Origin of the sequence: Paraburkholderia sp. J69-1, from assembly GCF_905220255.1 — a bacterium.
GTDB lineage: Bacteria > Pseudomonadota > Gammaproteobacteria > Burkholderiales > Burkholderiaceae > Paraburkholderia.
In genome coordinates this window covers 322,577-347,791 of sequence record NZ_CAJMZG010000004.1, presented here as the reverse complement: position 1 = coordinate 347,791, position 25,215 = coordinate 322,577, and the positions used below count along the sequence as shown (strand labels likewise).

Annotated in this window: 19 protein-coding genes; 6 read left to right on the top strand and 13 right to left on the bottom strand. The window is 63.8% G+C overall.

Features of this window, described 5'->3' with window-relative positions:
* Positions 1-121: 121 nt before the first annotated feature.
* The 3 genes from U5A67_RS09820 to U5A67_RS09810 all read left to right on the top strand — a co-directional run bounded on the left by U5A67_RS09820 (position 122) and on the right by U5A67_RS09810 (position 4,562).
* A complete protein-coding gene (locus tag U5A67_RS09820; RefSeq protein ID WP_321813837.1) occupies positions 122-1,264 on the top strand; it encodes an alginate lyase family protein in 1,143 nt (380 codons plus the stop codon).
* 103 nt (positions 1,265-1,367) lie between these two features.
* Complete coding sequence (locus U5A67_RS09815) at positions 1,368-2,756, top strand: L-serine ammonia-lyase (RefSeq protein WP_321813836.1); 1,389 nt, start codon at positions 1,368-1,370, stop codon at positions 2,754-2,756.
* Positions 2,757-2,837: 81 nt separating this feature from the next.
* Positions 2,838-4,562 carry a thiamine pyrophosphate-binding protein gene (locus tag U5A67_RS09810; RefSeq protein ID WP_321813835.1) on the top strand — a complete coding sequence of 575 codons (1,725 nt, stop codon included), beginning with the start codon at positions 2,838-2,840 and terminating at the stop codon, positions 4,560-4,562.
* 142 nt (positions 4,563-4,704) lie between these two features.
* On the opposite strand, the gene U5A67_RS09805 is transcribed toward U5A67_RS09810, so the two are convergent.
* Positions 4,705-5,853 (bottom strand): branched-chain amino acid ABC transporter substrate-binding protein, encoded by a 1,149-nt coding sequence (locus U5A67_RS09805; RefSeq protein ID WP_205983200.1) that lies wholly within the window; start codon positions 5,851-5,853, stop codon positions 4,705-4,707.
* A 93-nt stretch (positions 5,854-5,946) separates the two neighbouring features.
* On the bottom strand, positions 5,947-9,882 hold the full coding sequence (gene putA / locus U5A67_RS09800) for a trifunctional transcriptional regulator/proline dehydrogenase/L-glutamate gamma-semialdehyde dehydrogenase (RefSeq protein ID WP_321813834.1): 3,936 nt from the start codon (positions 9,880-9,882) through the stop codon (positions 5,947-5,949).
* A gap of 285 nt (positions 9,883-10,167) precedes the next feature.
* Between putA and U5A67_RS09795 the strand changes: the two genes are divergently transcribed.
* A complete protein-coding gene (locus U5A67_RS09795; protein WP_205983198.1) occupies positions 10,168-10,317 on the top strand; it encodes a hypothetical protein in 150 nt (49 codons plus the stop codon).
* 180 nt (positions 10,318-10,497) lie between these two features.
* On the opposite strand, the gene U5A67_RS09790 is transcribed toward U5A67_RS09795, so the two are convergent.
* On the bottom strand, positions 10,498-12,780 hold the full coding sequence (locus U5A67_RS09790; RefSeq protein WP_321813833.1) for a primosomal protein N': 2,283 nt from the start codon (positions 12,778-12,780) through the stop codon (positions 10,498-10,500).
* Positions 12,781-13,206: 426 nt separating this feature from the next.
* Positions 13,207-14,295, bottom strand: coding sequence for a uroporphyrinogen decarboxylase (hemE, locus tag U5A67_RS09785; RefSeq protein WP_205983196.1), 1,089 nt, complete (start codon positions 14,293-14,295; stop codon positions 13,207-13,209).
* Between the two features lie 252 nt (positions 14,296-14,547).
* On the opposite strand from hemE, the gene U5A67_RS09780 reads away from it, so the two are divergent.
* Positions 14,548-15,348: a transporter substrate-binding domain-containing protein gene (locus U5A67_RS09780; protein ID WP_321813832.1), complete on the top strand. Its 801-nt coding sequence runs from the start codon at positions 14,548-14,550 to the stop codon at positions 15,346-15,348.
* 773 nt (positions 15,349-16,121) lie between these two features.
* On the opposite strand, the gene U5A67_RS09775 is transcribed toward U5A67_RS09780, so the two are convergent.
* Entirely contained in the window at positions 16,122-17,864 is a 1,743-nt protein-coding gene (locus U5A67_RS09775) for an AMP-binding protein (RefSeq protein ID WP_321813831.1), read from the bottom strand.
* Here U5A67_RS09775 and U5A67_RS09770 point away from each other — a divergent pair.
* On the top strand, positions 17,863-18,081 hold the full coding sequence (locus U5A67_RS09770) for a hypothetical protein (protein WP_321813830.1): 219 nt from the start codon (positions 17,863-17,865) through the stop codon (positions 18,079-18,081). The genes U5A67_RS09775 and U5A67_RS09770 overlap by 2 nt on opposite strands.
* Before the next feature lie 127 nt (positions 18,082-18,208).
* On the opposite strand, the gene U5A67_RS09765 is transcribed toward U5A67_RS09770, so the two are convergent.
* From U5A67_RS09765 to atpB, 8 genes are all read right to left on the bottom strand, one after another.
* Entirely contained in the window at positions 18,209-18,634 is a 426-nt protein-coding gene (locus tag U5A67_RS09765; RefSeq protein WP_042296371.1) for a F0F1 ATP synthase subunit epsilon, read from the bottom strand.
* A 79-nt stretch (positions 18,635-18,713) separates the two neighbouring features.
* On the bottom strand, positions 18,714-20,108 hold the full coding sequence (gene atpD / locus U5A67_RS09760; RefSeq protein WP_205983192.1) for a F0F1 ATP synthase subunit beta: 1,395 nt from the start codon (positions 20,106-20,108) through the stop codon (positions 18,714-18,716).
* Positions 20,109-20,187: 79 nt separating this feature from the next.
* Positions 20,188-21,072 carry a F0F1 ATP synthase subunit gamma gene (gene atpG / locus U5A67_RS09755; RefSeq protein WP_205983191.1) on the bottom strand — a complete coding sequence of 295 codons (885 nt, stop codon included), beginning with the start codon at positions 21,070-21,072 and terminating at the stop codon, positions 20,188-20,190.
* Positions 21,073-21,156: 84 nt separating this feature from the next.
* A complete protein-coding gene (atpA, locus tag U5A67_RS09750; protein ID WP_205983190.1) occupies positions 21,157-22,698 on the bottom strand; it encodes a F0F1 ATP synthase subunit alpha in 1,542 nt (513 codons plus the stop codon).
* A 67-nt stretch (positions 22,699-22,765) separates the two neighbouring features.
* A complete protein-coding gene (locus U5A67_RS09745) occupies positions 22,766-23,305 on the bottom strand; it encodes a F0F1 ATP synthase subunit delta (RefSeq protein WP_205983189.1) in 540 nt (179 codons plus the stop codon).
* A 2-nt stretch (positions 23,306-23,307) separates the two neighbouring features.
* The gene (locus U5A67_RS09740) at positions 23,308-23,778 is read right to left on the bottom strand and encodes a F0F1 ATP synthase subunit B (protein ID WP_027816000.1); all 471 of its coding nucleotides are present in this window, start codon (positions 23,776-23,778) and stop codon (positions 23,308-23,310) included.
* A gap of 135 nt (positions 23,779-23,913) precedes the next feature.
* Positions 23,914-24,192, bottom strand: coding sequence for a F0F1 ATP synthase subunit C (gene atpE / locus U5A67_RS09735; protein WP_027815999.1), 279 nt, complete (start codon positions 24,190-24,192; stop codon positions 23,914-23,916).
* Between the two features lie 74 nt (positions 24,193-24,266).
* Positions 24,267-25,118 (bottom strand): F0F1 ATP synthase subunit A, encoded by an 852-nt coding sequence (atpB, locus tag U5A67_RS09730; protein ID WP_205983188.1) that lies wholly within the window; start codon positions 25,116-25,118, stop codon positions 24,267-24,269.
* Positions 25,119-25,215: the final 97 nt, after the last annotated feature.

The window sequence follows — 25,215 nt, the reverse complement described above, 5'->3', positions numbered from 1 at the left end:
GAGCCGCCGCGCGCCCCTTGCGGGGCCGCGGCGGCTTTTGCGCAACGTACATTTGCCGCCGCAAACGTCCGCCAAACCGTTAACATCACACACCTGTCAGCCTTGAACCAGGGAGTCGCGCATGGCGCGGAAGGTGGAAACGGCCTTTGCCGGGCATGCTCAATCAATTACGCAGGCGATCCGGGCGCGCACGCGCGTCGCGGCCTGTCTGCTGGGCGCGGGGCTGATCGCCCTGGGCGCGGCGCAACCGGCGCGCGCGGCGATGAACTTCTGCGCGGCGCCCGCGCTGCAAACGAGCGAGCGCACCAATGCCGATCCGGGCGTGAAGGCGCTCGTGGCCGAAGTGCAGTCGCACGTGAACGACACGCCGCATCCGCTTGCGAAGCTGCATACGGAAGGCACGCTGCCGCACGAGGGGATTTACGACCAGAGCGTGGAGGCCGAGAAAGAACTCGACCTGATGCGCAATGCAGCGCTCGCCTGGCGCGCGACCAGCGACGACCGCTATCTCAAGCTGGTCGACCGCTTCCTGCTCGCCTGGGTCACGACCTACCAGCCGAGCTTCAATCCCATCGACGAAACGCGTTTCGAAGGGCTGATCCTCGCCTACGACATGACCGCCAGCGCGCTGCCCGTGAAAACGCGCAACGCCACGATGGTGTTCCTGAACAAGTTCGCCAACGGCTACATCCAGCAGGTGGATGCGCAGCCGCGCCCGCTCAAGGGCACTTTCGCGAACAACTGGCAGAGCCATCGCGTCAAACTGATTTCGATGATCGCGTTCACGCTCGACAACCGCAAGATGATTGCGACGGCGCAGCGCCTGTTTATCGAGCATATCGGCGACAACGTTTCGCCGGACGGCTCGACGCTCGATTTCGGCGAACGCGACGCACTGCATTACGTGACCTACGATCTGCAGCCGCTCGTGACGGCCGCGCTCGCCGCGCGCCGCCACAACCGCAACTGGCTGCCGGAGCGCGCCGCCAACGGCGCCACGCTGGCGGCCGCGCTGGACTGGTTGACGCCCTACGCCACGGGCGACAAATCGCACGACGAATTCGTGCATTCGAGCGTGCCGTTCGACGCCAAACGCCGCGAAGCCGGGCTGCCCGGCTACACCGGCGCATGGGACCCGAGGAACGCCGCCGAGCTGTACCACCTTGCAGCGCGACTGGACGGCCGTTACACGCCGATCGCGCTGAAGCTGGCGCCCACGCCACCCGCGTGGGTTGCCGTCTGCCTGCCGTTGCCGGCGCGCTAGAAGCGCGTGATGGGTTGCAGCGGTGGCGCATTGAGTCCGATGCCGCGCACCGCACCGTGCGGCATCCCCTGAAAACCGACACGATCAAGCAGGAGCAGTACCCATGGCAGTAAGCGTTTTCGATCTCTTCAAGATCGGCATCGGGCCTTCGAGCTCGCACACGGTCGGCCCGATGCGCGCGGCGCTGATGTTCGCCGAAGGGCTGGAACGCGACGGGCTGCTCGCGCCCACCGCCTCGGTGAAAGTCGAGCTGTACGGCTCGCTCGGCGCCACCGGCAAGGGCCACGGCACCGACCGCGGCGTCATGCTCGGCCTGATGGGCGATGCGCCCGACACCGTCGATCCCGACACCATCAACGAACGCCTCGAAGCCGTGCGCACCTCGCGCCTGCTCGCGCTGCTCGGCCATCACACGATCCCCTTCGTGATGAAGGAGCACATCGCGTTCTACCGCCAGGCGCTGCCCGAACACCCGAACGGCATGAAGCTGCGCGCGCTCGACGCCACCGGCGCGACGCTGCGCGAAAGCACGTATCTCTCGGTGGGCGGCGGCTTCGTCGTCACGGCGGGCGCGCCGAATACCAAGGTGCTGTCCGCGGTGGAGCAGATGCCGCATCCGTTCCGCTCGGGCGCCGAATTGCTGGCGCTGTGCGCCTCGACGGGCAAGAGCATTGCGCAACTGATGCTCGAAAACGAGCGCGTCTGGCATAGCGATGAAGAAATCCGCTCGGGCCTGCTGCGCATCTGGGACGTGATGCAATCGTGCGTCACGCGCGGCTGCGGCATCAATAATCCCGATGCCGAAGGCACGCTGCCCGGCCCGTTCCAGGTCAAGCGCCGCGCGCCGCAGCTTTATCGCGCGCTCACCGCGCACCCGGAGCGCGCGTTGCAGGACCCGCTCTCGATGATCGACTGGATCAACCTCTACGCGATCGCCGTCAACGAAGAAAACGCCGCGGGCGGGCGCGTCGTCACCGCGCCGACCAACGGCGCCGCCGGCATCATCCCCGCCGTGCTGCACTACTACGTGCGCTTCACGCCCAGCGCGAACGAACAAGGCGTGATCGACTTCCTGCTCACGGCCGCAGCCATCGGCATTCTCTACAAGCTCAATGCGTCGATTTCGGGCGCGGAAGTGGGCTGCCAGGGCGAAGTGGGCGTGGCCTGCTCGATGGCGGCGGGCGCACTCGCGGCCGTGATGGGCGGCACGCCGCTGCAGGTGGAAAACGCCGCCGAAATCGGCATGGAGCACAACCTGGGGCTCACCTGCGATCCGGTCGGCGGCATGGTGCAGATTCCGTGCATCGAGCGCAACGCGATGGCGTCGGTGAAGGCGGTCAACGCCGCGCGCATGGCGCTGCGCGGCGACGGCGCGCATTACGTCTCGCTCGACTCCGTCATCAAGACGATGCGCGAAACCGGCGCCGACATGAAGACGAAATACAAGGAGACCTCGCGCGGCGGCCTGGCGGTGAATATCGTCGAGTGCTGATCGCAGGCTGATGCACCGGCGCACACATATCGAAGCAGGATCGTAAAACCCGATTCAGGACTGAGAGGAGACAGCAACGCCATGCAGCAGCAGTCGAACGAAATCGCTTCAAGCAAGGCATCGACCACCACCGGCGCACGCCTCGTGGTGGATGCGCTGGTCGCCAATGGCGTCGAGCGCGTGTTCTGCGTACCCGGCGAGAGCTATCTCGCCGTGCTCGATTCGCTCGCCGATGAAACCGCGCGCATCGACACCATCGTGTGCCGTCACGAAGCGGCCGCCGCCAATATGGCCGAAGCCACCGGCAAGCTCACCGGCAAGCCGGGCGTGGCGCTCGTCACGCGCGGGCCGGGCGCGACGCACGCGTCGATCGGCGTGCATACGGCCTTCCAGGATTCCACGCCGATGATCCTGCTGATCGGCCAGGTCGCGCGCGAACAGATGGACCGCGAGGCGTTTCAGGAGATCGACTATCGGCGCATGTTCGGGCAGATGGCGAAGTGGGTCGCGCAGATCGACGACGCGCGCCGCGTGCCCGAATACCTGAGCCACGCTTTCCATATCGCGACCTCGGGCCGCCCTGGTCCGGTCGTGCTCGCGCTGCCCGAAGACATGCTCAGCGGCGCGATTCCCGCCGCCGAAGCGCAGCGCACGCCGCCGGCCGCGCAGCGCGTGCAGGCGTCGCCATCGGCGGCGCAGATGGAACGCGTGCGCGCGTTGCTGGCGGGCGCGAAAAAGCCCTTCGTGATCGCGGGCGGCCACGGCTGGACGCCTGATGCCTGCGCCGATCTGCAACGCTTTATCGAGAACTGGCAGTTGCCGCTGGGTCTCGCGTTCCGCTTCCAGGACACGCTCAGCAACGATCATCCGAACTATGCGGGCGATGTGGGTCTCGGGATCAATCCGGCGCTGGCCGCGCGTATTCGCGAAGCCGATGTGCTGCTTGCGCTCGGCCCGCGTCTGGGCGAATCCACCACGGGCGGCTACACGCTCTTCGACATTCCCAAAACGCAGCAGACGCTGATTCACGTGCATCAAGGCGCGGAAGAACTCGGCCGCGTCTATGCCGCCGATTTGCCGATCGTTTCCGGTCTCGCGGAAATGGCGGCATTGCTGGCGGCCTTGCCCGCGCCCGATATGCCTGCGTGGACCGGGGCCGCCACCGAGGCGCACGAAGCGTATCTCGCGTGGCGCGCGCCGCGCCCGATGCCCGGCGATGTGCAACTCGGCGAAGTCATGCAACAGTTGCGCGCGCAACTACCCGATGACGCGATCGTCACGAACGGTGCGGGCAACTACGCGACCTGGCTGCATCGGCACTTTGCTTACCGGCATTTCCGTTCGCAGCTTGCGCCCACCAGCGGCGCGATGGGTTATGGCGTGCCCGCTGCGATCGCCGCAAAGTCGCTTTATCCAGAACGCGCCGTGGTGGCGCTCGCGGGCGACGGCTGCTTCATGATGGCCGCGCCCGAACTCGCCACTGCGATGCAGTACGGCCTGAACGTGGTGTTCATCGTCGTGAACAACAGCCACTACGGCACGATCCGCATGCATCAGGAGCGCCACTATCCGAACCGCGTGCATGGCACGCAACTCACCAATCCGGATTTCGCGGCGTTCGCGCAGTCGTTCGGCGCGCAAGGCGAAGTGGTGACGAGCACGGCGCAATTCGGCCCTGCACTCGAGCGCGCGCTCAAGGCGGGCAAGCCCGCGCTGATCGAAATCCGCGTGACGAAGGAAGCGAGCACGCCAGCGGCTACGCTCGAACAGGTACGCGAAGCGGGCAGAAAATCGCGCGGCGAATGACGGGAAAAAAGACTGAAAAGGAATCCTGAATAAGCTCACCTTTGACGTTATCGAAGGCGCGCGCATAAAACAGAAGCCCCGCGGATCTTGCGATCTCGCGGGGCTTTTTTACTTCAGGCTAGCGTCAAGCGCTCAAAAGCGCTTACTTGCCGCCCACGCTTTGCAGCGTCGTCCACTTGCCGTCGACAACCTTGTACAGCGTGATGCCGCCGTTCTTCAGGTCGCCCTTCGCGTCATACGCGAGGTCCTTGGACGTCACAGCCGGCATGCTGGTCTTCGCGAGGAGCGGCAGGTACTTCGCCGGGTCCGTCGAATTGGCCTTCTTCATGGCGTCGAACATGGCCATTGCGCCGTCGTATGCGTACGGCGAGTACGTCTGCACGTCTTCACCGAAGCGCTTCTTGTACTTCGCAACGTAGTCCTTGCCGCCCGGCATTTCTTCCAGCGGCAGGCCCGCCAGCGAAGCGACCGTGCCGTTCGCTGCGTCACCCGCGATCTGCAGGAAGGTCGGCGTGTGAACCATTTCGCCGCCCATCAGCGGGGCCTTCACTCCCAGCGACTTCATCTGCTTGACCATCGGTGCGGCCTGCGAATCGGCGCCGCCGTAGTAGACCAGATCCGGGTTCAGCGACTTCACCTTCGTCAGGATCGACTTGAAGTCGACGGCCTTGTCGTTGGTGTATTCGCGATCGACGATGGTGCCGCCAGCAGCCTTGGCCGCCTTGGCGAATTCGTCGGCGAGACCCTGGCCGTAAGCCGTGCGGTCATCGACCACGACGATCTTCTTCATGCCGAGGTTCTTCACCGCGAACGCGCCAGCCACCGAGCCTTGCTGCGTGTCCGACGTCATCATGCGGAACGTCGTTTTGAAGCCTTGCTGCGTGTATTCCGGCGCCGTTGCCATGGCGATTTCGGGGATGCCCGCGTTCGCGTAGATGCGCGAAGCCGGGATCGTCGTGCCCGAGTTGAAGTGGCCGAGCATGCCCTTGATGCCGTCGTCGACAAGCTTCTGCGCGACCGTCGTGCCCGTGCGCGGGTCGGCCTGGTCATCCGCGGAATCCAGCACGAAACGCACTTGCTTGCCGCCGATCACCGGCTTGGTCGCGTTCATGTCTTCCACTGCGAGCGTGATGCCGTTCTGGAAGTCCTTGCCGTAGTGCGCCTGCGCACCCGTCATCGGGCCAGCGAAACCGACCTTCACGTCCTCGACCTGCTGCGCGTGTGCGGTCCCCGCCAGCGACAGGGCGGCAACGAGCGTTGCGCCTGCCAGCTGCTTCATCGTGTGTTGCATAGCTTCTCCTTGGTACCAGGTAACGAATGAGCGGCTTCGGCTCGTAGCTTTGCCGCTTCCTTGTCTTGAGACGACCGACAGTATGGACTGTGCTTAACCGATCGTCATCAGATTTGCATTGCCGCCAGCCGCAGCCGTATTCACGCTGACCGAGCGCTCCGTGAGGAGTCGTTCGAGCGCGTAATCCTCATCGCCGTTGGCGAGCGCGTGAGCCGCCACGCCCTGCACCGAGACGATCGGGCCGGTGCGTTTGGCCACGTCTTTCACGAGGCCGAGCAGTTCGTCGCTATCGCCTTCGAACAGCACGGCGTCGAAGTCGGCGTCGGCCGTCTTCTTGATCGCGACGTGTGCCTTGAGCGCTGCGGGCAGCGCGTTCACCAGCGCTTCGCCGGCCGCGCCCTGGAACAGCGCGCGGTTGCCGGTGGCCAGCACGACGGCGAGCTGCGCACGTGCGCCGGTCGGCGTCGAAGCCACGCACAGCACCGTGCCGCGCGCCGACAGCGTGTAGGTGTTGCGCTCGCCGGTCGGGCCCGAGAGCACCGCCGTAGCGCCTGCCAGCACGTATTGCAGATAGCCGTCGCAGCGCGCCGCGAGTGCGGGTTCGCGCTCGGCGATCAGCCAGTCGCGCAGCGTCGTGAGATTCGCGTGAGCGGAATTGCCCGAGCCTTCGCCTTGCGGTTGATCGACGATCAGCGCATCCGCGAGCGACTTCGGCAGACCGGCCGGACGCTTGGCCAGCAGACGCGACAGATACAGCGCGCCACCCGCCTTCGGACCCGTGCCCGACAGACCTTCGCCGCCGAACGGCTGCACGCCGACCACCGCGCCAATCACGTTACGGTTCACGTAGATGTTGCCCACATGCGCGCGGCCAATCACGTGCGCGATGGTTTCGTCGATACGTGTATGGATGCCGAGCGTGAGGCCGTAACCGGTTGCGCGGATCTGTTCGAGCAGCTTGTCGAGCTGGCTGCGGCGATAACGGATCACGTGCAGCACCGGACCGAACACTTCGCGCTTGAGTTCGTCGAGGTTGTCGATTTCGATCAGCGTCGGCGGCACGAAAGTGCCCTTCGCGCAGTCGTCGCCCATCGCCATCTGCAGGACCTTGCGGCCCTTTTCGCGCATGCCGGCCACGTGAGCGTCGATACCGCGTTTGGCATCGGCGTCGATCACCGGGCCGACGTCGGCCGAGAGACGATCGGGGTTGCCCACCGCCAGTTCCTGCATCGCGCCCGTGAGCATTTCCAGCGTGCGATCGGCCACGTCGTCCTGCAGACACAGCACGCGCAGCGCCGAGCAACGCTGGCCAGCCGAGTCGAATGCGCTTTGCAGCACATCGGCGACGACCTGTTCCGCGAGCGCCGACGAATCGACGATCATCGCGTTCTGGCCGCCCGTTTCGGCGATCAGCGGGATCGGACGGCCATCCGAATCCAGACGCTGCGACAGCGTCTTGTTGATGAGGCGCGCGACTTCGGTCGAGCCCGTGAACATGACGGCGCGCGTGCGTGCATCGGCGACCAGCGCCGCGCCCACGGTTTCGCCATCGCCCGGCAGCAGTTGCACCGCGCCTGCGGGCACGCCCGCTTCGCGCAGGATGCGCACGGCTTGCGCGGCGATCAGCGGCGTCTGTTCGGCCGGCTTCGCGAGCACGGTGTTGCCGGCGGCGAGCGCGGCGGCCACCTGGCCGATGAAGATCGCCAGCGGGAAGTTCCACGGGCTGATACAGACGACCGGGCCGAGCGGACGATGCGTGTCGTTCGAAAACTCTTCGCGGATCTGCGTGGCGTAGTAGCGCAGGAAGTCGATCGCTTCGCGGATTTCGGCGATGGCGTTCGGCAGCGACTTGCCCGCTTCGCGCACGATCAGGCCCATCAGCGTGTGCATCTGCGCTTCGAGCAGATCGGCAGCGCGCGACAGGCAATCGGCGCGCGCTTCGACCGGCGTGGCCTGCCAGATCGGCGCGGCGGCGACGGCGTGCGCGAGCGCGGCGCTCACGTGTTCGCTGGTGGCTTCGACCACGGTGCCGACCAGATCGCGGAGATCGGACGGGTTGCGCACGTCACGCGCCACGCCGTCGGCGAGATCGATGTCGGCGAGCATCGGCGCGGCGCGCCACGGATGATGCGCGCTTGCCAGCAGCGCCGACGACAGCGACGCCAGGCGATGTTCGTTCGAGAGATCGAGACCCATCGAATTCAGACGCTCGCTGCCGAACAGTTCGCGCGGCAGCGGAATCTTCGTGTGCGGCGCGCCCGGCGGCACGACCTTCGAGGCATCGTCGACGGGGTTCGTCACGAGCTCGCTGACCGGCACGGTTTCATCGGCGATACGGTTCACGAACGAGGTGTTCGCGCCGTTTTCCAGCAGACGGCGCACGAGGTACGCGAGCAGCGTTTCGTGCGTGCCGACCGGTGCGTACACGCGGCACGGACGGTTCAGCTTGCCCTGCGCCAGCGGGCCGGTGACTTCTTCGTACAGCGGCTCGCCCATGCCGTGCAGGCATTGGAATTCGTACTGGCCAGGATAGTAGTTGTTGCCCGCGAGGTGATAGATCGCCGCGAGCGTGTAGGCGTTGTGCGTGGCGAACTGCGGATACACCGCGTCCGGCGCGCCCAGCAGCTTCTTCGCGCAGGCGAGGTACGAGACGTCGGTGTAGATCTTGCGCGTGTAGACCGGATAGCCTTCGAGGCCGTCGACCTGCGCACGCTTGATTTCCGTATCCCAGTACGCGCCCTTCACGAGACGCACCATGATGCGGTGACGGCTGCGGCGCGCCAGATCGACGATGTAGTCGATCACGAACGGGCAGCGCTTCTGGTACGCCTGCACCACGAAACCGATGCCGTTCCAGCCCGCCAGTTCCTGATCGAAACAGAGCGCTTCGAGCAGGTCGAGCGAGATTTCGAGACGGTCGGCTTCTTCGGCGTCGATATTCAGGCCGATGTCATAGCGGCGTGCGAGAACTGCGAGCGCACGCACGCGCGGCAGCAGCTCGCTCATGGTGCGCTCCTGCTGCGCACGCGAGTAACGCGGATGCAGCGCGGACAGCTTGATCGAGATGCCCGGACCTTCGTAGATGCCACGGCCGCCCGCAGCCTTGCCGATCGCGTGGATCGCCTGCTCGTAGGCGGCGTAGTAGCGCTGCGCATCGGCTTCGGTGGTGGCCGCTTCGCCGAGCATGTCGTACGAATAGCGGAAACCGCGTGCTTCGAACTTGCGGCTGTTGGCCAGCGCTTCGGAGATGTTTTCGCCGGTGACGAACTGCTCGCCCATCAGGCGCATCGCCATATCGACGCCCTTGCGGATCAGCGGCTCGCCGCCCTTGCCGATCATGCGCGTGAGCGCCGACGACAGACCGGTTTCGCTATTCGTCGTCACCAGCTTGCCGGTGATCATGAGGCCCCAGGTGGCGGCGTTCACGAACAGCGACGGCGCGTGGCCAACGTGCGATTTCCAGTCGCCCTTGCTGATCTTGTCGCGGATCAGCGCGTCGCGCGTGGCGCGGTCGGGAATACGCAGCAGCGCTTCGGCCAGGCACATCAGCGCCACGCCTTCCTGGCTGGACAGCGAGAACTCGTGGATCAGGCCTTCGACGCCGCCGCCGGTGCGCTTGGCGCGCAGCGTTTCGACCAGCTTGGTGGCCAGCTTGGTGACGTCGGCGGTCAGATTGGCGGGCAGACGCGCTTCGCCGATCAGGAACGGCACGCACTCCGGCTCGGGACGGCGATACGCCGCCGTAATGGCCGCGCGCAGCACCGATTGCGGTTGCACGTTCTGGGCGAATTCGAGGAACGGGTGCGACGCGTATTCGTCGGGGCCGTCGCCGGTGTTATCGGAGAGATCGGCGGCGCTCACGTGACCGTTCAGCTCGGGCGGCAGCTGGCCGTGCTCGATCTTTTCGAGGTACGCGAAGATGGCCTGCTTGATGAGCCAGTGCGGGGTGCGCTCGAGGCGCGTAGCGGCATCTTTGAGCCGCGAGCGGAGGAGGTCGTCGACCTTGACGCCAAGGGTGGTGCTAGCCATGTTTCCTTCGTATGCCGGCTGACCCGCACCGGCCAAAGACTAAAAAGTTGGCGAATCGTACCCCTCCCAAAAAAAAGGTGCAACCAGTTTCGCGGCGCGGTTGCACCACGCCGAAAGCCCCGTGTAGCCTGGGTTTGAGGCCAGTGGCGGGGTTCGGGGCGACGGCGGGTTGCGCTCGGTATTTTCCCTGGGCGTGAATCTTTTTTGTCACCCTGTTCAAATCGCATCGATTGCCGATATACAGGCATGACGGGGAGCCGGTCAGTCCGGCGCGAGGACCAAAAAATGGAAAAGTGGATGGTGGTGGCAGGTGTCTGGAGCATGTGCGCGCTGTGCGCCGTGCTGTTTATCCGGGGCGCGACGGCGGTGTCGTCCCGGCGCGTCCGTATGGCGCAACCTGAGAGCGGCGAAGCGGCCCACGCGGTGCAACGCTGATCCGCCGTGCGCCAGCGGCGGCGCAGCCAGTATCGGAAAGATCGGCGAAATGACCGCAGCGGCAAGGCAGGGGCGCGTCTCACCGCAACGCATCGGCCACGGACCAGGCCATCGCGTTGCGCGAGCGTCTCGACACCTCGAAGGCGCGGGTTGCGCTTTTGAGCGCCCCGCTTTCATCGCTCAGATATCGAGCGGATCGACTTCGAGATTCCATCGCAACACGCCGCGCAGACCGCGCAGCGTGGGTTGCCACGCGCGCAGCGTCGCCTGCAGCGCGGCGCGCGAGCTGCTTTCCACGAGCAGTTGCGCGCGATGCACGTTCATCACCTTTACGATCGTCAGCGGCACCGCGTCGTAGGCCATCACGCGCGAGGCGGTCGGCATCGCCGCGAGCGCCTGTGCAGCTTCGGCGAGAAACGCCAGCGCCGCTTCCAGCGTGCGCCCTTCGGCGCGCAGCAAGGCCTGATAGACGAACGGCGGCAGATGCGCGTCGCGACGCTCGGCGATCTGCGAATTGGCGAAGCCGACGTAATCGTGCCGCGCCAGCGCGTGATAGATCGCGTGGCGCGGATAGCGCGTCTGCACCATCACTTCGCCCGGCAGCCCAGCGCGGCCCGCGCGGCCGCTCACCTGCATCAGTTGCGCGAACAGGCGCTCGCTGGCGCGGAAGTCGTGCGAGAACAGCGCGTTATCGGCGTTCATGACGCCCACCAGCGAAACGCGCTGGAAATCGTGGCCCTTGGCGACCATCTGCGTGCCGACGAGGATATCGACCTCGCCCGCGTGCACGTCCGAAAAGAGCGCCTGCGCGCTGCCCTTGCGGCGCGTGCTGTCGGCGTCGATGCGCAACACCCGCGCGCCCGGCACCGCGCTCGCCAGCGCTTCTTCGATACGCTGCGTGCCGCGTCCCATCGGCGCAATATCGACGTTGCCGCAATCCGGGCACGAGTGCGGAATGCGCGATTCCCAGCCGCAGTGATGGCAGCGCAGCGCCCGCTCGGGCTTGTGCAGCACCACGTAGGCGCTGCAGCGCGGACAGCCCGCCACCCAGCCGCAGGCGTCGCACGAGAGCACCGGCGCGTAGCCACGTCGATTCAGGAAGATCAGGCTTTGCTCGCCGCGTTCGAGCCGAGCTTTCATCGCCGCGACCAGCGGGCCGGACAGGCCTTCGAACGACGCCCGGCCGCGGCGGCGCTCTTCTTCGAGATCGATCAGCTTGACGGTGGGCAGCACGGCTTCGGCCACCGCGCGGCGTGACAGCGTGAGGCGCGTATAGCGGCCCTGATCGGCCTGCCACCAGCTTTCCAGCGACGGCGTAGCCGATCCCAGCACGACCGGCACACCGAGCTGCTTGGCGCGCCACACCGCCAGATCGCGCGCCGAGTAGCGCAAGCCTTCCTGCTGCTTGTAGGCGGGATCGTGTTCTTCGTCCACCACCAGCATCGCGAGGCGCGGCATCGACGCCATGACGGCCAGCCGCGTGCCCAGCACGATGCGCGCACGGCCCGTGTGCGCGGCCAGCCAGTGACGCGCGCGTTCGCCTTCGGCCAGGCCGCTGTGCAGCGTAACGATGGCGCCTTCGGGCAGCACGCCCGCGAAGCGCGTGCGGAACGCGGCCTCGAACTGCGGCGTGAGATTGATTTCGGGGACGAGGACCAGCGCCTGGGCGTCGGGCTCGCGTTCGAGCAGACCGGCGAGCGCGCGCAGATACACCTCGGTCTTGCCGCTGCCCGTGACGCCATGCAGCAAAAACGGCGCAAAACCCGTCGATTCGAGGATGGCCTCTACTGCCGTGGTTTGCTCGTCGCTGAGCTGATGAAGCGCGGGTTTGGCGGACTGTGCCTCGGTAGTTTTTGCAGCCGTGCTTGACGCTCCATGCGCGCCGAATTGCGCCGTGCCGAACTCGACGCATTCGTATTCGACCCAACCCGCTTCGCGCCACGATTCGAACGTGGCAGCGGCCTTGGGATGCAGCGCGCGGGCATCGGCGAGATCGAGTTCGCCGGCGTCCACCAGCGTCTGTGCGAGACGTCGCAATGCCTGCGCGCGTGCGGGCAGCGCATCGGGCAAGGCTTCGTGCCCGGCGGGCAGCACACGGTAGCGCTCTTCAGGGGCAAGCAGTCGCGCCCAGCGCGCGGGATCGCGCAGCGCCTGCGGCAAGGCCGGCAGCGCGACTTCGCCCAAACCGCGCTGGTAGTAATCGGCGGCAAAACCCACCAGCGCCAGCCAATGTTCCGACAGAGGCGGGCACGATGCGCACACCGCGATCACGTCGCGCAGCTTGTTGGCCGGCACGTCGCTGTGAGCGCTCACTTCGAAGATCAGCCCCACCGCTTCGCGACGTCCGAACGGCACGCGCACCAGCATGCCCGGCTGCGGCGGCGCGGCGTTGGCCGGATAGCGATAGTCGTAGAGCGCGGTCAGCGGATGATCCAGCGCGACGCGCACGAAGCATGGCGTCACGCTCCACCCCGCGACAGACGGCACATGCAACGTGCGCTGGCGCACCGACGCCCGAACTTAATGTGGAACGTCACTTTTCGCGCTAAGTTTTGGATTCGGCTGAACAATCGCGCTCCGCGCCGCTACGCCTGTGGATAACTTTGTTAAGAACTTCCCCCGAGCGCCCGGCTGCTCGCCGCGTGGGGCCATTATGTGGGACACCGCACAAATGGCCGTGGAGCGGCGAAAGCCTTATCTGTCAAGGGTCTGATTGATTGTTCACAGGCCTTGCTGACGCCCTGCGGCAATATTTCCCTCTTGCGCGCCGCAACGTGGCAAGTGTGTATAAGTCAAGACTTGACAGCGGCGCGATGGCGTCTGGATGGCCTGTTGCGCCGCACGCGACCCTAGTGCCCAGAGCCCAGATCGCTGCGACGCAGCAAAAGCTCAGGCGCCGGCGTGGATTGCGCGGCTATGACGATGGACCTCGTCGACCAGCTCGGAGACGCTCTCCGGCGGCGTGAACTGCGAGATGCCGTGGCCCAGGTTGAAGACGTGGCCGGGGTGCGCGCCGAAGCTGTCGAGCACCGCGCGCGCCTGTTCGCGGATCGCCGCCGGCGATGCAAACAGCACGTTCGGATCGAGATTGCCCTGCAGCGCCACTCGGTCGCCCACGCGCTCGCGCGCACGGCCGAGGTTGACGGTCCAGTCGAGGCCGACCGCATCGACACCGGTTTGCGCGATCTCGTCGAGCCACAGCCCGCCGCCCTTCGTGAAGGTGATGACCGGCACGCGCTGGCCGTCGTGCTCGCGCTTGAGCTGCGCCACCACGCGGCGGATGTATTCGAGCGAGAAGCGCTGATAGATGCCGTCCGCGAGCGCGCCGCCCCAGGTATCGAAAATCATCACGGCCTGCGCGCCCGCTTCGATCTGCGCGTTCAGATACGCGGCCACGGCCTGCGCGTTGACTTCGAGAATGCGCGTCATCAGATCCGGGCGCGCGTAGAGCATCGACTTCACGGTGCGGAAGTCGTCCGAACCGCCGCCTTCGACCATGTAGCACGCGAGCGTCCACGGGCTGCCCGAGAAGCCGATCAGCGGCACGCGCTGGCGACCTTCGGCATCGGTGAGCGCGCGGCGGATTTCGCGCACGGCATCGGTCACATAGCCGAGCGTTTCGCCGATATCCGGCACCGCGAGCTTCGCGACATCGGCTTCGGTGCGCACCGGATGCGCGAACTTCGGACCCTCGCCCTGCTGGAACGACAGGCCGAGGCCCATCGCGTCGGGGATCGTGAGGATGTCAGAGAACAGGATCGCGGCGTCGAGCGGATAGCGCTCCAGCGGCTGCAGCGTCACTTCGGTCGCGTAATCGGGATTCTTCGCGAGGCCGAGGAAACTGCCCGCGCGGCTACGCGTGGCGTTGTACTCCGGCAGATAGCGGCCCGCCTGGCGCATCAGCCAGATCGGCGTGTACTCGGTCGGCTGGCGCAGCAAGGCGCGCAGGAAGGTGTCGTTCAGAAGAGTGTGGGCCACGTGCGGAGGCGCTTGCGCGCGAGAATCGGAAGCAGTCTGTCATTTTACCGGAGGCGCCGCCGAGGCATGGCGCTGATGGCCGGGATAAGTGTGCCCGGCGAGCCTGCAATGCGCGGGCGGCCACCGCCTATCGGTGGAGTCCATGGTTATCGCGCCGATGCGTGCGGGCTAAGATCGATGAGCTTTTCGCTCCATAACACCGACATCGCATCAGACATCGATCGGCCAGATCGGGCACGAGGAGACCCCAATATGAAGAAGAACAGGATCGCGGCGGCGTGCGCGCTCGTATCGACATTGCTGACGGCGCTGGCTGTCACGCCCGCCGCATTCGCCGAGGGCAGCGCGAGCGCCTCGCGACTCGACGACGTACTGGCGCGCGGCACGCTGCGCGCCTGCACGACCGGCGACTACAAGCCCTACTCGTTCTACAGGCCGGACGGCACGTTCGAAGGGATCGACATCGACATGACGGAGTCGCTCGCGAAGTCGCTGAGCGTGAAGGCCGAGTTCGTGAAGACCACGTGGTCGAACCTCATGACCGACTTCCTCGCGAAATGCGATGTGGCCGTGGGCGGCGTCTCGACCACGCTCGAGCGCCAGAAGCGCGCGTTCTTCACCGAGGCCTATCAGGTCGACGGCAAGACGCCCATCGTGCGTTGCGACGACGTGAACAAGTATCAAAGCGTTGCGCAGATCGACCAGCCTTCGACGCGCGTGATCGTGAATCCGGGCGGCACGAACGAGCGCTTTGCGAAGCAGTTTTTCCCGCACGCGAATCTCACCGTGTACCCCGACAACGTGACGATCTTCAAGCAGATCCTCGCGGGCAAAGCCGATGTCATGGTGACCGACGCATCCGAAACGCTTCTGCAACAGAAGCTCAATCCCGGACTGTGTTCCGTGCATCCCGACAAACCGTTCCAGTACGGCGAAAAAGCCTGGATGGTGCCGCGCGGCGATGTGGTGTTCCAGCAATATGTCGATCAATGGCTGCATCTCGCGCGCGCGAGCGGCGAGTATCAGACGATCTCGGACAAGTGGTTGAAGTGATATTGCGCATCGAATTGATTGCCGCGCGCTCGTTCCGACGCGACAACATTCGTTAAACCGTATGACGAGTTGCAACCACTCGTTGCAATTGGATATGACGAATCATTGCATGACGCACATGAATGCGAACGTGAATGCTCGCTGCATGTGCGCCATGCATCATGCCTTTTGTGTGACGTATACCGTGCTTCGCCCAATCAGCGGGGCTTCCTTCATGCACATGGAATTGCGGCGTTACAAAACGCATTTTTACGGTTACGCAGCGCACTAAAATGCAGGTAAAAATGACTTTCGCAAAACGCTCAGGATGGCAAAAAGTCCCGCCGAGCCTTATCGGACGGGCGTTACAACCTGAAACACTTTGTTACCGCGAAGCTTCATTAATTCGCCCACAATGCCTTCAACGGTTTCAACACGGATGTGGCTCGGTGCCAGTGTGAGCGGACACGATCACCGGCCGGTCGGCATTATGCCGAAGCCCTTTCTTAGGGGCATCCTTGCTGGAGCCGTGACCGGCGTTTTTATACGTTTCTAGCCGGCTCCTCCTTTGGTCTCCTCGCGCTAACCCCGTAGCGTGTGGTTTTTAGCGGGCTCCAGGCCCGCTTTTTTTTCGTCTGCAGATTCCCAAACCCCTGTTTTGAGCGCTTTTTATCGATGCTTTTTTGCGCATCGGTATGACTATTGGTTTGTGCAAAACAGTATTCCGATTCGAATGAGCGGGTGCAGATTTCCGCTCATTCGTTCGGCATCCCGATTATTTTCCCGCGTCTCGATCAAGCGGTTTTCTGCTCGCCAATCTTGAGTTCGTCGATCATGCGCGCGCGCATCACGAACTTCTGCACCTTGCCCGTCACCGTCATCGGCAATTCGTCGACGAAGCGGATGTATTTCGGAATCTTGTAGTGCGCAATCTGGCCCTGGCAGAACGCCTGGATCTCCTCGGCCGTCGCGCCTTCGCCGGGACGCAGCACGATCCACGCGCACACTTCCTCGCCATATTTCGCATCGGGCACGCCGAACACCTGCACCGTCTGCACCTTCGGATGACGGAACAGAAACTCCTCGATTTCACGCGGATAAATGTTCTCGCCGCCGCGAATCAGCATGTCCTTTAGCCGCCCGACGATATTGCAGTAGCCCTCGGCGTCGAGCGTCGCGAGATCGCCCGTATGCATCCAGCCATCGACGATCGACTCGGCCGTTTTGGCGTCGTCGCCCCAATAGCCGCGCATCACCGAATAACCCTTGGTGCAGAGTTCGCCCGTCTCGCCCACGGGCACGATATTGCCCAGCGGATCGACGATCTTCACTTCCAGATGCGGCTGGATGCGCCCCACCGTGGTCGTGCGCTTGTCGAGCGGATCGGTGGTCGAGCTCTGGAACGACACCGGGCTCGTTTCCGTCATGCCGTAGGCGATGGTGATTTCCGCGAGATGCATCTTCGAGACCACGCGCTTCATGGTTTCGATCGGGCACGGCGAGCCCGCCATGATGCCGGTGCGCAGCAGCGAGAGATCGAAGCTCGCGAAATCGGGATGATCGAGTTCCGCGATGAACATCGTCGGCACGCCATGCAACGCGGTGCAACGTTCCTCCGACACGGCCTGCAGCGTCGCGCGCGGGTCGAACGCCTCGCCGGGGAACACCATGTTCGCGCCCACCGAAACGCAGGCCAGCACCGCGAGCACCATGCCGAAGCAGTGATACAGCGGCACCGGAATGCAGAGCGAGTCTTCCTCGGTGAGCCGCATCGCCATGGCAATAAAGCGGCCGTTGTTGAGCACGTTGCGATGCGTGAGCGTCGCGCCCTTCGGGTTGCCCGTCGTGCCGCTGGTGAACTGGATGTTGATCGGATCGTCGGGGGCGAGCGTGGCGCCCAGCGCGTCGAGTTCGACCTTGCCGGCTTGCGCGAGACGCTCGCGGCCCTGCTCGATCACGTCGCTGAAATTGAGCATGCCGGGCGTGTCGGTGTCGCACATGCGGATCACCGCGCGCAGATCCGGCAGCTTCGCCGCGTGCAGATCGCCCGGCGTTGCGCTCGCGAGTTCGGGCGCGAGCGTCTGCAGCATCTCCAGATACTTCGAGGTCTTGAAGCTCTCGGCCGCGACGATGGCCTTGCAGCCCACCTTGTTCAGCGCGTATTCGAGTTCGGCCAGGCGATAGGCCGGATTGATGTTGACCAGCACGGCGCCGATGCGCGCCGTGGCGAACTGCGTGAGCAGCCATTCCACGCGGTTCGGCGACCAGATACCCACGCGCTCGCCCGGCTCGATACCGAGCGCGAGAAAGCCCGCGGCCAGCACATCCACCTCGTCGGCGAATTCTCGCCAGCTCCAGCGAATGCCCTGCTCGCGAAACACGACCGCCGGGCGGTCGGGAAAGCGCTGCGCCGTGTCGAGCAGAAACGCGCCGAGGGTCGCATCGCTCAAAGGCGTGGCGGTCGAGCCGCGCACGTAGGAAAGCCCGTCTTTCGGCGCGATGAGCGCTGCCTGCGCACCTGCTGCGTCGATTGCCATGGTGGCTGTCTCCCCGGGAGTCTCCGTCCCGTTCGATATGGATTTGGAAACCTGCGATCTGGAAAGCGCCAAGCACAAACCATTCTGCCACCGGCTTTCCTGGCGGCGGCATCAAGTCTTACCCGCAGCGCATGCGCCGCGATTCACGCTCGCCGCAAGCACCATCGGCGAATACGAAGGCATGATTTCGCATTACCTTTCCGTAAACGTCAAGTGATTTTCCGATGTCGGGCAAGGAGATCCGGGAAGTCCCCGAAACGCGCGGACGAAAAAAAACGGGCTCCCGCTGGGGGAGCCCGTTTCACAACGCCCAGCACACCCGCAAAGGCGCGCTGTCGCGATATTTAATGCTGGTTCATCTTGCGCAGGCGCTGGATCGCCGCGAGTTGCGCCACTGCGTAGGCCAGTTCGGCCTGTGCGGTTGCGTACTCGAGGTTCGAACCGGCGTTCTGCAGCGCCTCTTCGGCACGCTTGCGCGCTTCGGCGGCCTTCGCTTCGTCGAGATCCTTACCACGGATCGCGGTGTCGGCGAGCACCGTCACGGCGCCCGGCTGCACTTCGAGAATGCCGCCTGCGACGAACACGAACTCTTCGTCACCGTTTTCGGCCACGATGCGCACCGCACCCGGACGAATCCGCGTGATCAGCGGCGTGTGGCCCGGCAGAATGCCCAGCTCGCCGGCTTCACCCGGAAGCGCGATGAACTTCGCCTGGCCGTTGAAGATGCTCTCTTCGGCGCTGACGACGTCTACCTTGATGGTTGCTGCCATATGTGTCGACTCCTTGGGGATTAATTGGCTGCTGTAGCGAACAGGCCGCATGACCTGTTCGCACTTAGGCAACTAACCCTTACTGGATCTTCTTGGCCTTTTCGAAGGCTTCGTCGATCGTGCCGACCATGTAGAACGCCTGCTCCGGCAGGTGATCGCATTCGCCTTCGACGATCATCTTGAAGCCGCGGATGGTTTCCTTCAGCGGCACGTACTTGCCCGGCGAGCCCGTGAAGACTTCCGCGACGTGGAACGGCTGCGACAGGAAACGCTGGATCTTACGTGCGCGAGCGACCGACAGCTTGTCGTCCGGCGACAGTTCGTCCATGCCCAGAATCGCGATAATGTCGCGCAGTTCCTTGTAGCGCTGGAGCGTCTGCTGCACGCGGCGCGTGATCGAGTAGTGCTCTTCGCCGATCACGTTCGGGTCGATCTGACGCGAGGTCGAGTCGAGCGGATCGACTGCCGGGTAGATACCCAGCGAAGCGATGTCACGCGACAGAACGACGGTTGCGTCAAGGTGGCCGAAGGTCGTAGCCGGCGACGGGTCGGTCAAGTCGTCCGCAGGGACGTACACGGCCTGAACCGACGTAATCGAGCCCTTCTTGGTCGACGTGATGCGCTCTTGCAGCTTGCCCATTTCTTCAGCCAGCGTCGGCTGATAGCCCACTGCCGACGGCATACGGCCGAGCAGTGCCGACACTTCCGTGCCAGCCAGCGTGAAACGGTAGATGTTGTCGACGAAGAACAGAACGTCGAGGCCTTCGTCACGGAAGTGCTCAGCCATCGTCAGACCGGTCAGCGCGACGCGCAGACGGTTGCCCGGCGGCTCGTTCATCTGGCCGTAGACCAGCGCAACCTTGTCCAGGACGTTCGAGTCCTTCATTTCGTGATAGAAGTCGTTCCCTTCGCGGGTACGCTCGCCAACACCGGCGAACACGGAGAAACCACCGTGTTCCTTCGCGATGTTGTTGATCAGTTCCATCATGTTGACGGTCTTGCCCACACCGGCGCCACCGAACAGGCCAACCTTACCGCCCTTTGCGAACGGGCAGATCAGGTCGATGACCTTGATGCCGGTTTCGAGCAGTTCAGCCGACGGCGACAGTTCGTCGAATGCCGGAGCCTTCTGGTGGATCGCGCGCGTGACTTCGTTCGAGATCGGGCCAGCTTCGTCGATCGGGCGACCGAGCACGTCCATGATACGGCCAAGCGTCGGCTTGCCGACCGGCACGCTGATGGGCTTGCCCGTGTTCTTGACCACGGTGCCGCGGCGCAGGCCGTCCGACGCACCCAGACAGATCGTACGGACAACGCCGTCGCCGAGCTGCTGCTGCACTTCCAGGGTCAGTTCCGACCCGTCGAGAACCAGCGCGTCGTAGATCTTCGGCATGCTCTCGCGCGGGAATTCCACGTCGATCACCGCGCCGATGCACTGTACGATCTTGCCTTCTACCAAAGCAGTTGTACTCATCGATTTTCCTTTAGATACCTGAATTCTTCACTCGCCCACCGGTTTAGCACCGGCGCGGTTCGCAATCGGTTCGCGTTTATCAGACGGCTGCTGCGCCGCCGACGATTTCCGAAAGTTCTTTCGTAATCGCGGCCTGGCGGCTCTTGTTGTACGAGAGCTGCAGTTCGTTGATAACCGTCTTCGCGTTATCCGACGCGGCCTTCATCGCGACCATACGGGCCGACTGTTCCGATGCCATGTTTTCCGCCACGGCCTGATAGACCAGAGCTTCGACATAACGCACCAGCAGTTCGTCCACGACGGTTTGCGCATCCGGCTCGTAGATGTAGTCCCATTGCGACTTCGGCGTCGCGCCATCGTCTTCGCCGCCTGCAAGGCGCTCGTTCGACAGCGGCAGCAGCTGCTCGATCACCGGCTCCTGCTTCATCGTGTTGACGAAGCGGGTGTACGCCAGGTAGACCGCCGACAGCTTGCCTTCCGAATACTGGTCGAGTTGCACCTTGATGGCGCCGATCAGCTTTTCGAGATGGGGCGTGTCGCCGAGCTGCACGACGTTCGAGACAGTCTTCGCGCGCAGACGGTTCAGGAAACCGAGGCCCTTGCTGCCGATCGCAGTTGCTTCGATCGACTTGCCGGACGCTTCCAGATCCTTGAACTTCTGCAGCGTCGCGCGCAGCACGTTGGTGTTCATCCCGCCGCACAGACCCTTGTCGGTCGTGACGAGAATCACGCCGGCGACCTTCGCATCGTTGTTTTCCGTCATGAACGGATGGCGATACTCGGGGTTCGCACGGCTCATGTGCGCAGCGATGTCGCGGACCTTATCGGCATACGGGCGAGCAGCGCGCATGCGCTCCTGGGCGCGGCGCATCTTCGATGCCGCGACCATTTCCATCGCCTTGGTGATCTTGCGCGTGTTTTGCACGCTCTTGATCTTGCCGCGAATTTCCTTCATTCCAGCCATTGCTTGCTCCTTTGTCGACCCGAGTTCGCGTTCACACGCTTACTCGGGTCCCAGTCCGATTATCCAGATTGATTCGCGGACGGATCAGTATGCGCCGGACTTCTTGAAGTCCTTGAGAGCCGCGTGGAGCGCGTTCTCGTCGTCCTTCGCCAGGTCCTTCTTGTCCTCGATGCGCGCGACGAGGTCGGCGTGCTTCGACTTCAGGTATTCGCGCAGGCCCTTTTCGAACGGCAGCACTTCGGCGACGTCGATGTCGTCGAGGTAGCCGTTGTTGGCCGAGAACAGCGCCACAGCCAGTTCCCAGACTTGCAGCGGCTGGTACTGGGGCTGCTTGAGCAGTTCGGTCACGCGGCGGCCGCGCTCGAGCTGCTTGCGGGTCGCTTCGTCGAGGTCCGATGCGAACTGGGCGAATGCTGCCAGTTCACGGTACTGCGCGAGGTCGGTACGGATACCGCCCGACAGCTTCTTCACGACCTTCGTCTGAGCCGCACCGCCAACACGCGACACCGACACGCCGGCGTTGATAGCCGGGCGGATGCCTGCGTTGAACAGGTCGGTTTCCAGGAAGATCTGGCCGTCGGTAATCGAGATCACGTTCGTCGGAACGAATGCGGTCACGTCGCCAGCTTGCGTTTCGATGATCGGCAGTGCCGTCAGCGAACCCGTCTTGCCCTTGACTTCACCGTTCGTGAACTTCTCGACGTAGTCAGCCGACACGCGTGCAGCGCGCTCGAGCAGACGCGAGTGGAGATAGAACACGTCGCCGGGGTAAGCTTCGCGGCCCGGCGGGCGGCGCAGCAGCAGCGAGATCTGACGGTATGCCCAGGCTTGCTTGGTCAAATCGTCATAAATGATCAGGGCATCTTGACCGCGATCGCGGAAGTATTCGCCCATCGTGCAGCCGGCGTACGGTGCGAGGTACTGCAGCGCAGCCGATTCCGAAGCCGAAGCCGCGACGACGATCGTGTACTCGATCGCGCCGGTTTCTTCGAGCTTGCGCAGCACGTTCTGGATCGACGAAGCCTTCTGACCGATGGCGACGTAGATACAGATCAGATCCTTGCCCTTCTGGTTGATGATCGTGTCGACGGCCACTGCGGTCTTGCCGCACTGACGGTCGCCGATGATCAGCTCACGCTGGCCACGGCCGATCGGCACCATTGCGTCGATCGACTTCAGACCGGTTTGCACCGGCTGCGACACGCCTTCACGCCAGATCACGCCCGGCGCGATCTTTTCGATCGCGTCGGTCATCTTGGCGTTGACCGGGCCCTTGCCGTCGATCGGGTTGCCGAGCGGATCGACCACGCGGCCGATCAGTTCCGGACCAACCGGGACTTCCAGAATGCGGCCCGTCGTCTTGACGATGTCGCCTTCCGAAATGTGTTCGTATTCACCGAGAATCACGGCGCCGACCGAGTCACGCTCGAGGTTCAGCGCGAGACCGAAGGTGTTGCCCGGGAATTCGAGCATTTCGCCTTGCATCACGTCCGACAGGCCGTGGATGCGCACGATGCCGTCGGTCACGGAGATCACGGTGCCCTGGTTGCGAACGTCCGCGCTCGCTTCAAGGCCCTGGATCCGGCTCTTGATCAGCTCGCTGATCTCAGAGGGATTGAGTTGCATTATTCGCTCCTGATGTTCAATTCTGTTGCGTGCCAGCCGCCACGCCCGATCGTTGCGATCGAGGCGTTCAAGCGGTCAAAGCCGCCTGCATGCTGGCGAGCCGCGCGCGGACCGAGGTATCGAGCACTTCGTCGCCGACCGTCACGCGCACGCCGCCGATAAGCGACTTGTCGATTTCGACAGTCGGCTTCAGCTTGCATTTGAACTTGCGTTCGAGGCTGGCGAGAAGTTCGGCCAGTTGCGCGCCTTCGAGCGGGAACGCGCTGACGATCAGCGCGTCTGCTGCACCGGCCTTGGCGTTCTTGAGCGCTTCGAACTGCGTGTGGATTTCCGGCAGCAGTTCCAGGCGGTGATTCGCGACGAGCATCTGAACGAGGTTCTTCGCCTCGGCCGAATCCTTGAGCGGGGACTTCACCGCCGCGAGCAGCAGCTCGACGACCTGTGCATGACTGACTTTCGGGCTCGATGCGACCGACAGCACGTCGGGCACGGACGCAACCTGTGCCAGCTCCGTAACGAGCGTGGACCAGGCGGCCAGGTCCCCTGCTTCGGCCACGCCAAACAGGGCTTCTGCGTACGGGCGGGCGATGGTTGCAAGTTCGGCCATGATCAGAGCTCGGCTTTCAGTTGATTCAGCAGTTCGGCATGTGCCGACTGATCGACTTCGCGCTTCAGGATCTGTTCGGCGCCTTGCACAGCGAGAGCAGCGACTTCGGCGCGCAGAGCTTCACGTGCCTTGACGACCTGCTGGTCTGCGTCCGCCTTCGCCGTAGCGATGATGCGGGCCGCTTCAGCTTGTGCCTGGGCCTTGATTTCTTCTGCGACAGCCAGAGCGCGCTTTTCTGCGTCGGCAATACGGCTTTGACCCTCGTTACGGGCCGAAGCGAGTTCTTCGCCTACGCGCTTGTGCGCCGCTTCGAGTTCCTGCTTACCCTTTTCAGCAGCCGCGAGGCCGTCAGCGATCTTCTTCGAGCGCTCGTCGAGGGCGTTGATCAACGGCGGCCACACGAATTTCATCGTGAACCACGCGAGGATCAGGAACACGACCATTTGCGCAAACAGGGTTGCGTTGAGATTCACGGTGTTTCCTTAATCAGCTATTCCGGGGAATTGAAACGGCAAGGCGCTCATCGGTTGTGAAACTCGATCAGCGCCTCGTCACCCGTTCCGCTCTGCGCCATTCCGTTATAGGTCAGGCGCAACCTTCCAGGGAACTTAGCCCGCGACCGCGGCGAGCTTCGACAGCAGCGGATTCGCGAACGCGAACAGCATTGCAACACCAACACCGATCAGGAACGCTGCATCGATCAGACCAGCCAGCAGGAACATCTTCGTTTGCAGCGGGTTCATCAGTTCAGGCTGACGTGCGCACGCTTCGATGTACTTGCCGCCCATCAGGCCGATACCGATACAGGCGCCAATTGCACCCAGGCCGATGATGATGCCGATACCGATGGCCGTGAAACCCTGGATGTTGGCGATGAAAGCTTGCATGATCACTCCTTTGTGAGATTTTCTGGAACTGGGGATTTGAAACTTAAAACTGCAATTCTTGGTTCGACTGCCGCTTAGTGGCTGTCGTGTGCCTGGCCGATATACACCAGCGTCAGCATCATGAAAATGAACGCTTGCAGCAGAACGATCAGGATGTGGAAGATCGCCCAGACGCTACCTGCAATCACGTGGCCGATGAAGCCAAGCACCGTCGTGTCCGCACCGAAGGTCCAGAGACTGCCCAGCAGGGCGATCAGCAGGAACAGCAGTTCGCCTGCGTACATGTTGCCGAACAACCGCAGCGCGAGCGAAACCGTCTTGGCGACGAACTCGATGATGTTGAGTGCAAGGTTCGGAATCCACAGCAGCGGATGCGAACCGAACGGGGCCGACAGCAGTTCGTGCACGAAGCCGCCAGGACCCTTGATCTTGAGGTTGTAATAGATCATCAGCACGAAGACGCCGAGCGCGATACCGAACGTGCCGTTAAGGTCGGCGGTCGGGACGATACGCTGGTGCGGCAGTGCTTCGGACAGACCCAGCCAGCCGATCACGCGGCCCGGCAGGTCGACGGGGATGAAGTCGAGACAGTTCATCAGCGCAACCCAGACGAACACCGTCAGAGCCAGCGGGGCGATGAATTTACGATTGCCGTGAATGATGGACTTCGACTGGTCTTCGACCATTTCGACCAGCATCTCGATCGCGCACTGGAAGCGGCCCGGAACGCCCGGGGTCGCCGAACGCGCAGCGAGACGCAGCAGGAAGATGGTCACGAGGCCGCAGAGAATCGACCAGAACAGCGTGTCGATATTCCAGACGTGAAAATCGACGATCGACGTCTGATGCGAGGTGGAAAAGTTCTGCAAGTGGTGCGCAATGTACTCTGACGGATCCAGAGCGCGCGTGCCTTCGCTAGCTGCCATATCGTTAAAAGCCACCCAAATTGTCGAAAATCGGTTCCGGCTGTTCCCGCGCAAAACTGTATTGCGGGAACACACCGCCGCGGAGTGAGTCATAACT

Bases quoted from the DNA above. Each gene is read 5' to 3' on its own strand.
- U5A67_RS09745 (WP_205983189.1), bottom strand. From the start codon at position 23,305: ATGGCCGAACTTGCAACCATCGCCCGCCCGTACGCAGAAGCCCTGTTT.
- U5A67_RS09780 (WP_321813832.1), top strand. From the start codon at position 14,548: ATGAAGAAGAACAGGATCGCGGCGGCGTGCGCGCTCGTATCGACATTG.
- U5A67_RS09815 (WP_321813836.1), top strand. From the start codon at position 1,368: ATGGCAGTAAGCGTTTTCGATCTCTTCAAGATCGGCATCGGGCCTTCG.
- U5A67_RS09775 (WP_321813831.1), bottom strand. From the start codon at position 17,864: ATGGCAATCGACGCAGCAGGTGCGCAGGCAGCGCTCATCGCGCCGAAA.
- U5A67_RS09820 (WP_321813837.1), top strand. From the start codon at position 122: ATGGCGCGGAAGGTGGAAACGGCCTTTGCCGGGCATGCTCAATCAATT.
- atpE (WP_027815999.1), bottom strand. From the start codon at position 24,192: ATGCAAGCTTTCATCGCCAACATCCAGGGTTTCACGGCCATCGGTATC.
- putA (WP_321813834.1), bottom strand. From the start codon at position 9,882: ATGGCTAGCACCACCCTTGGCGTCAAGGTCGACGACCTCCTCCGCTCG.
- U5A67_RS09805 (WP_205983200.1), bottom strand. From the start codon at position 5,853: ATGCAACACACGATGAAGCAGCTGGCAGGCGCAACGCTCGTTGCCGCC.
- U5A67_RS09795 (WP_205983198.1), top strand. From the start codon at position 10,168: ATGGAAAAGTGGATGGTGGTGGCAGGTGTCTGGAGCATGTGCGCGCTG.
- atpD (WP_205983192.1), bottom strand. From the start codon at position 20,108: ATGAGTACAACTGCTTTGGTAGAAGGCAAGATCGTACAGTGCATCGGC.
- atpA (WP_205983190.1), bottom strand. From the start codon at position 22,698: ATGCAACTCAATCCCTCTGAGATCAGCGAGCTGATCAAGAGCCGGATC.
- U5A67_RS09770 (WP_321813830.1), top strand. From the start codon at position 17,863: ATGGTGGCTGTCTCCCCGGGAGTCTCCGTCCCGTTCGATATGGATTTG.
- atpB (WP_205983188.1), bottom strand. From the start codon at position 25,118: ATGGCAGCTAGCGAAGGCACGCGCGCTCTGGATCCGTCAGAGTACATT.
- U5A67_RS09810 (WP_321813835.1), top strand. From the start codon at position 2,838: ATGCAGCAGCAGTCGAACGAAATCGCTTCAAGCAAGGCATCGACCACC.
- U5A67_RS09765 (WP_042296371.1), bottom strand. From the start codon at position 18,634: ATGGCAGCAACCATCAAGGTAGACGTCGTCAGCGCCGAAGAGAGCATC.
- atpG (WP_205983191.1), bottom strand. From the start codon at position 21,072: ATGGCTGGAATGAAGGAAATTCGCGGCAAGATCAAGAGCGTGCAAAAC.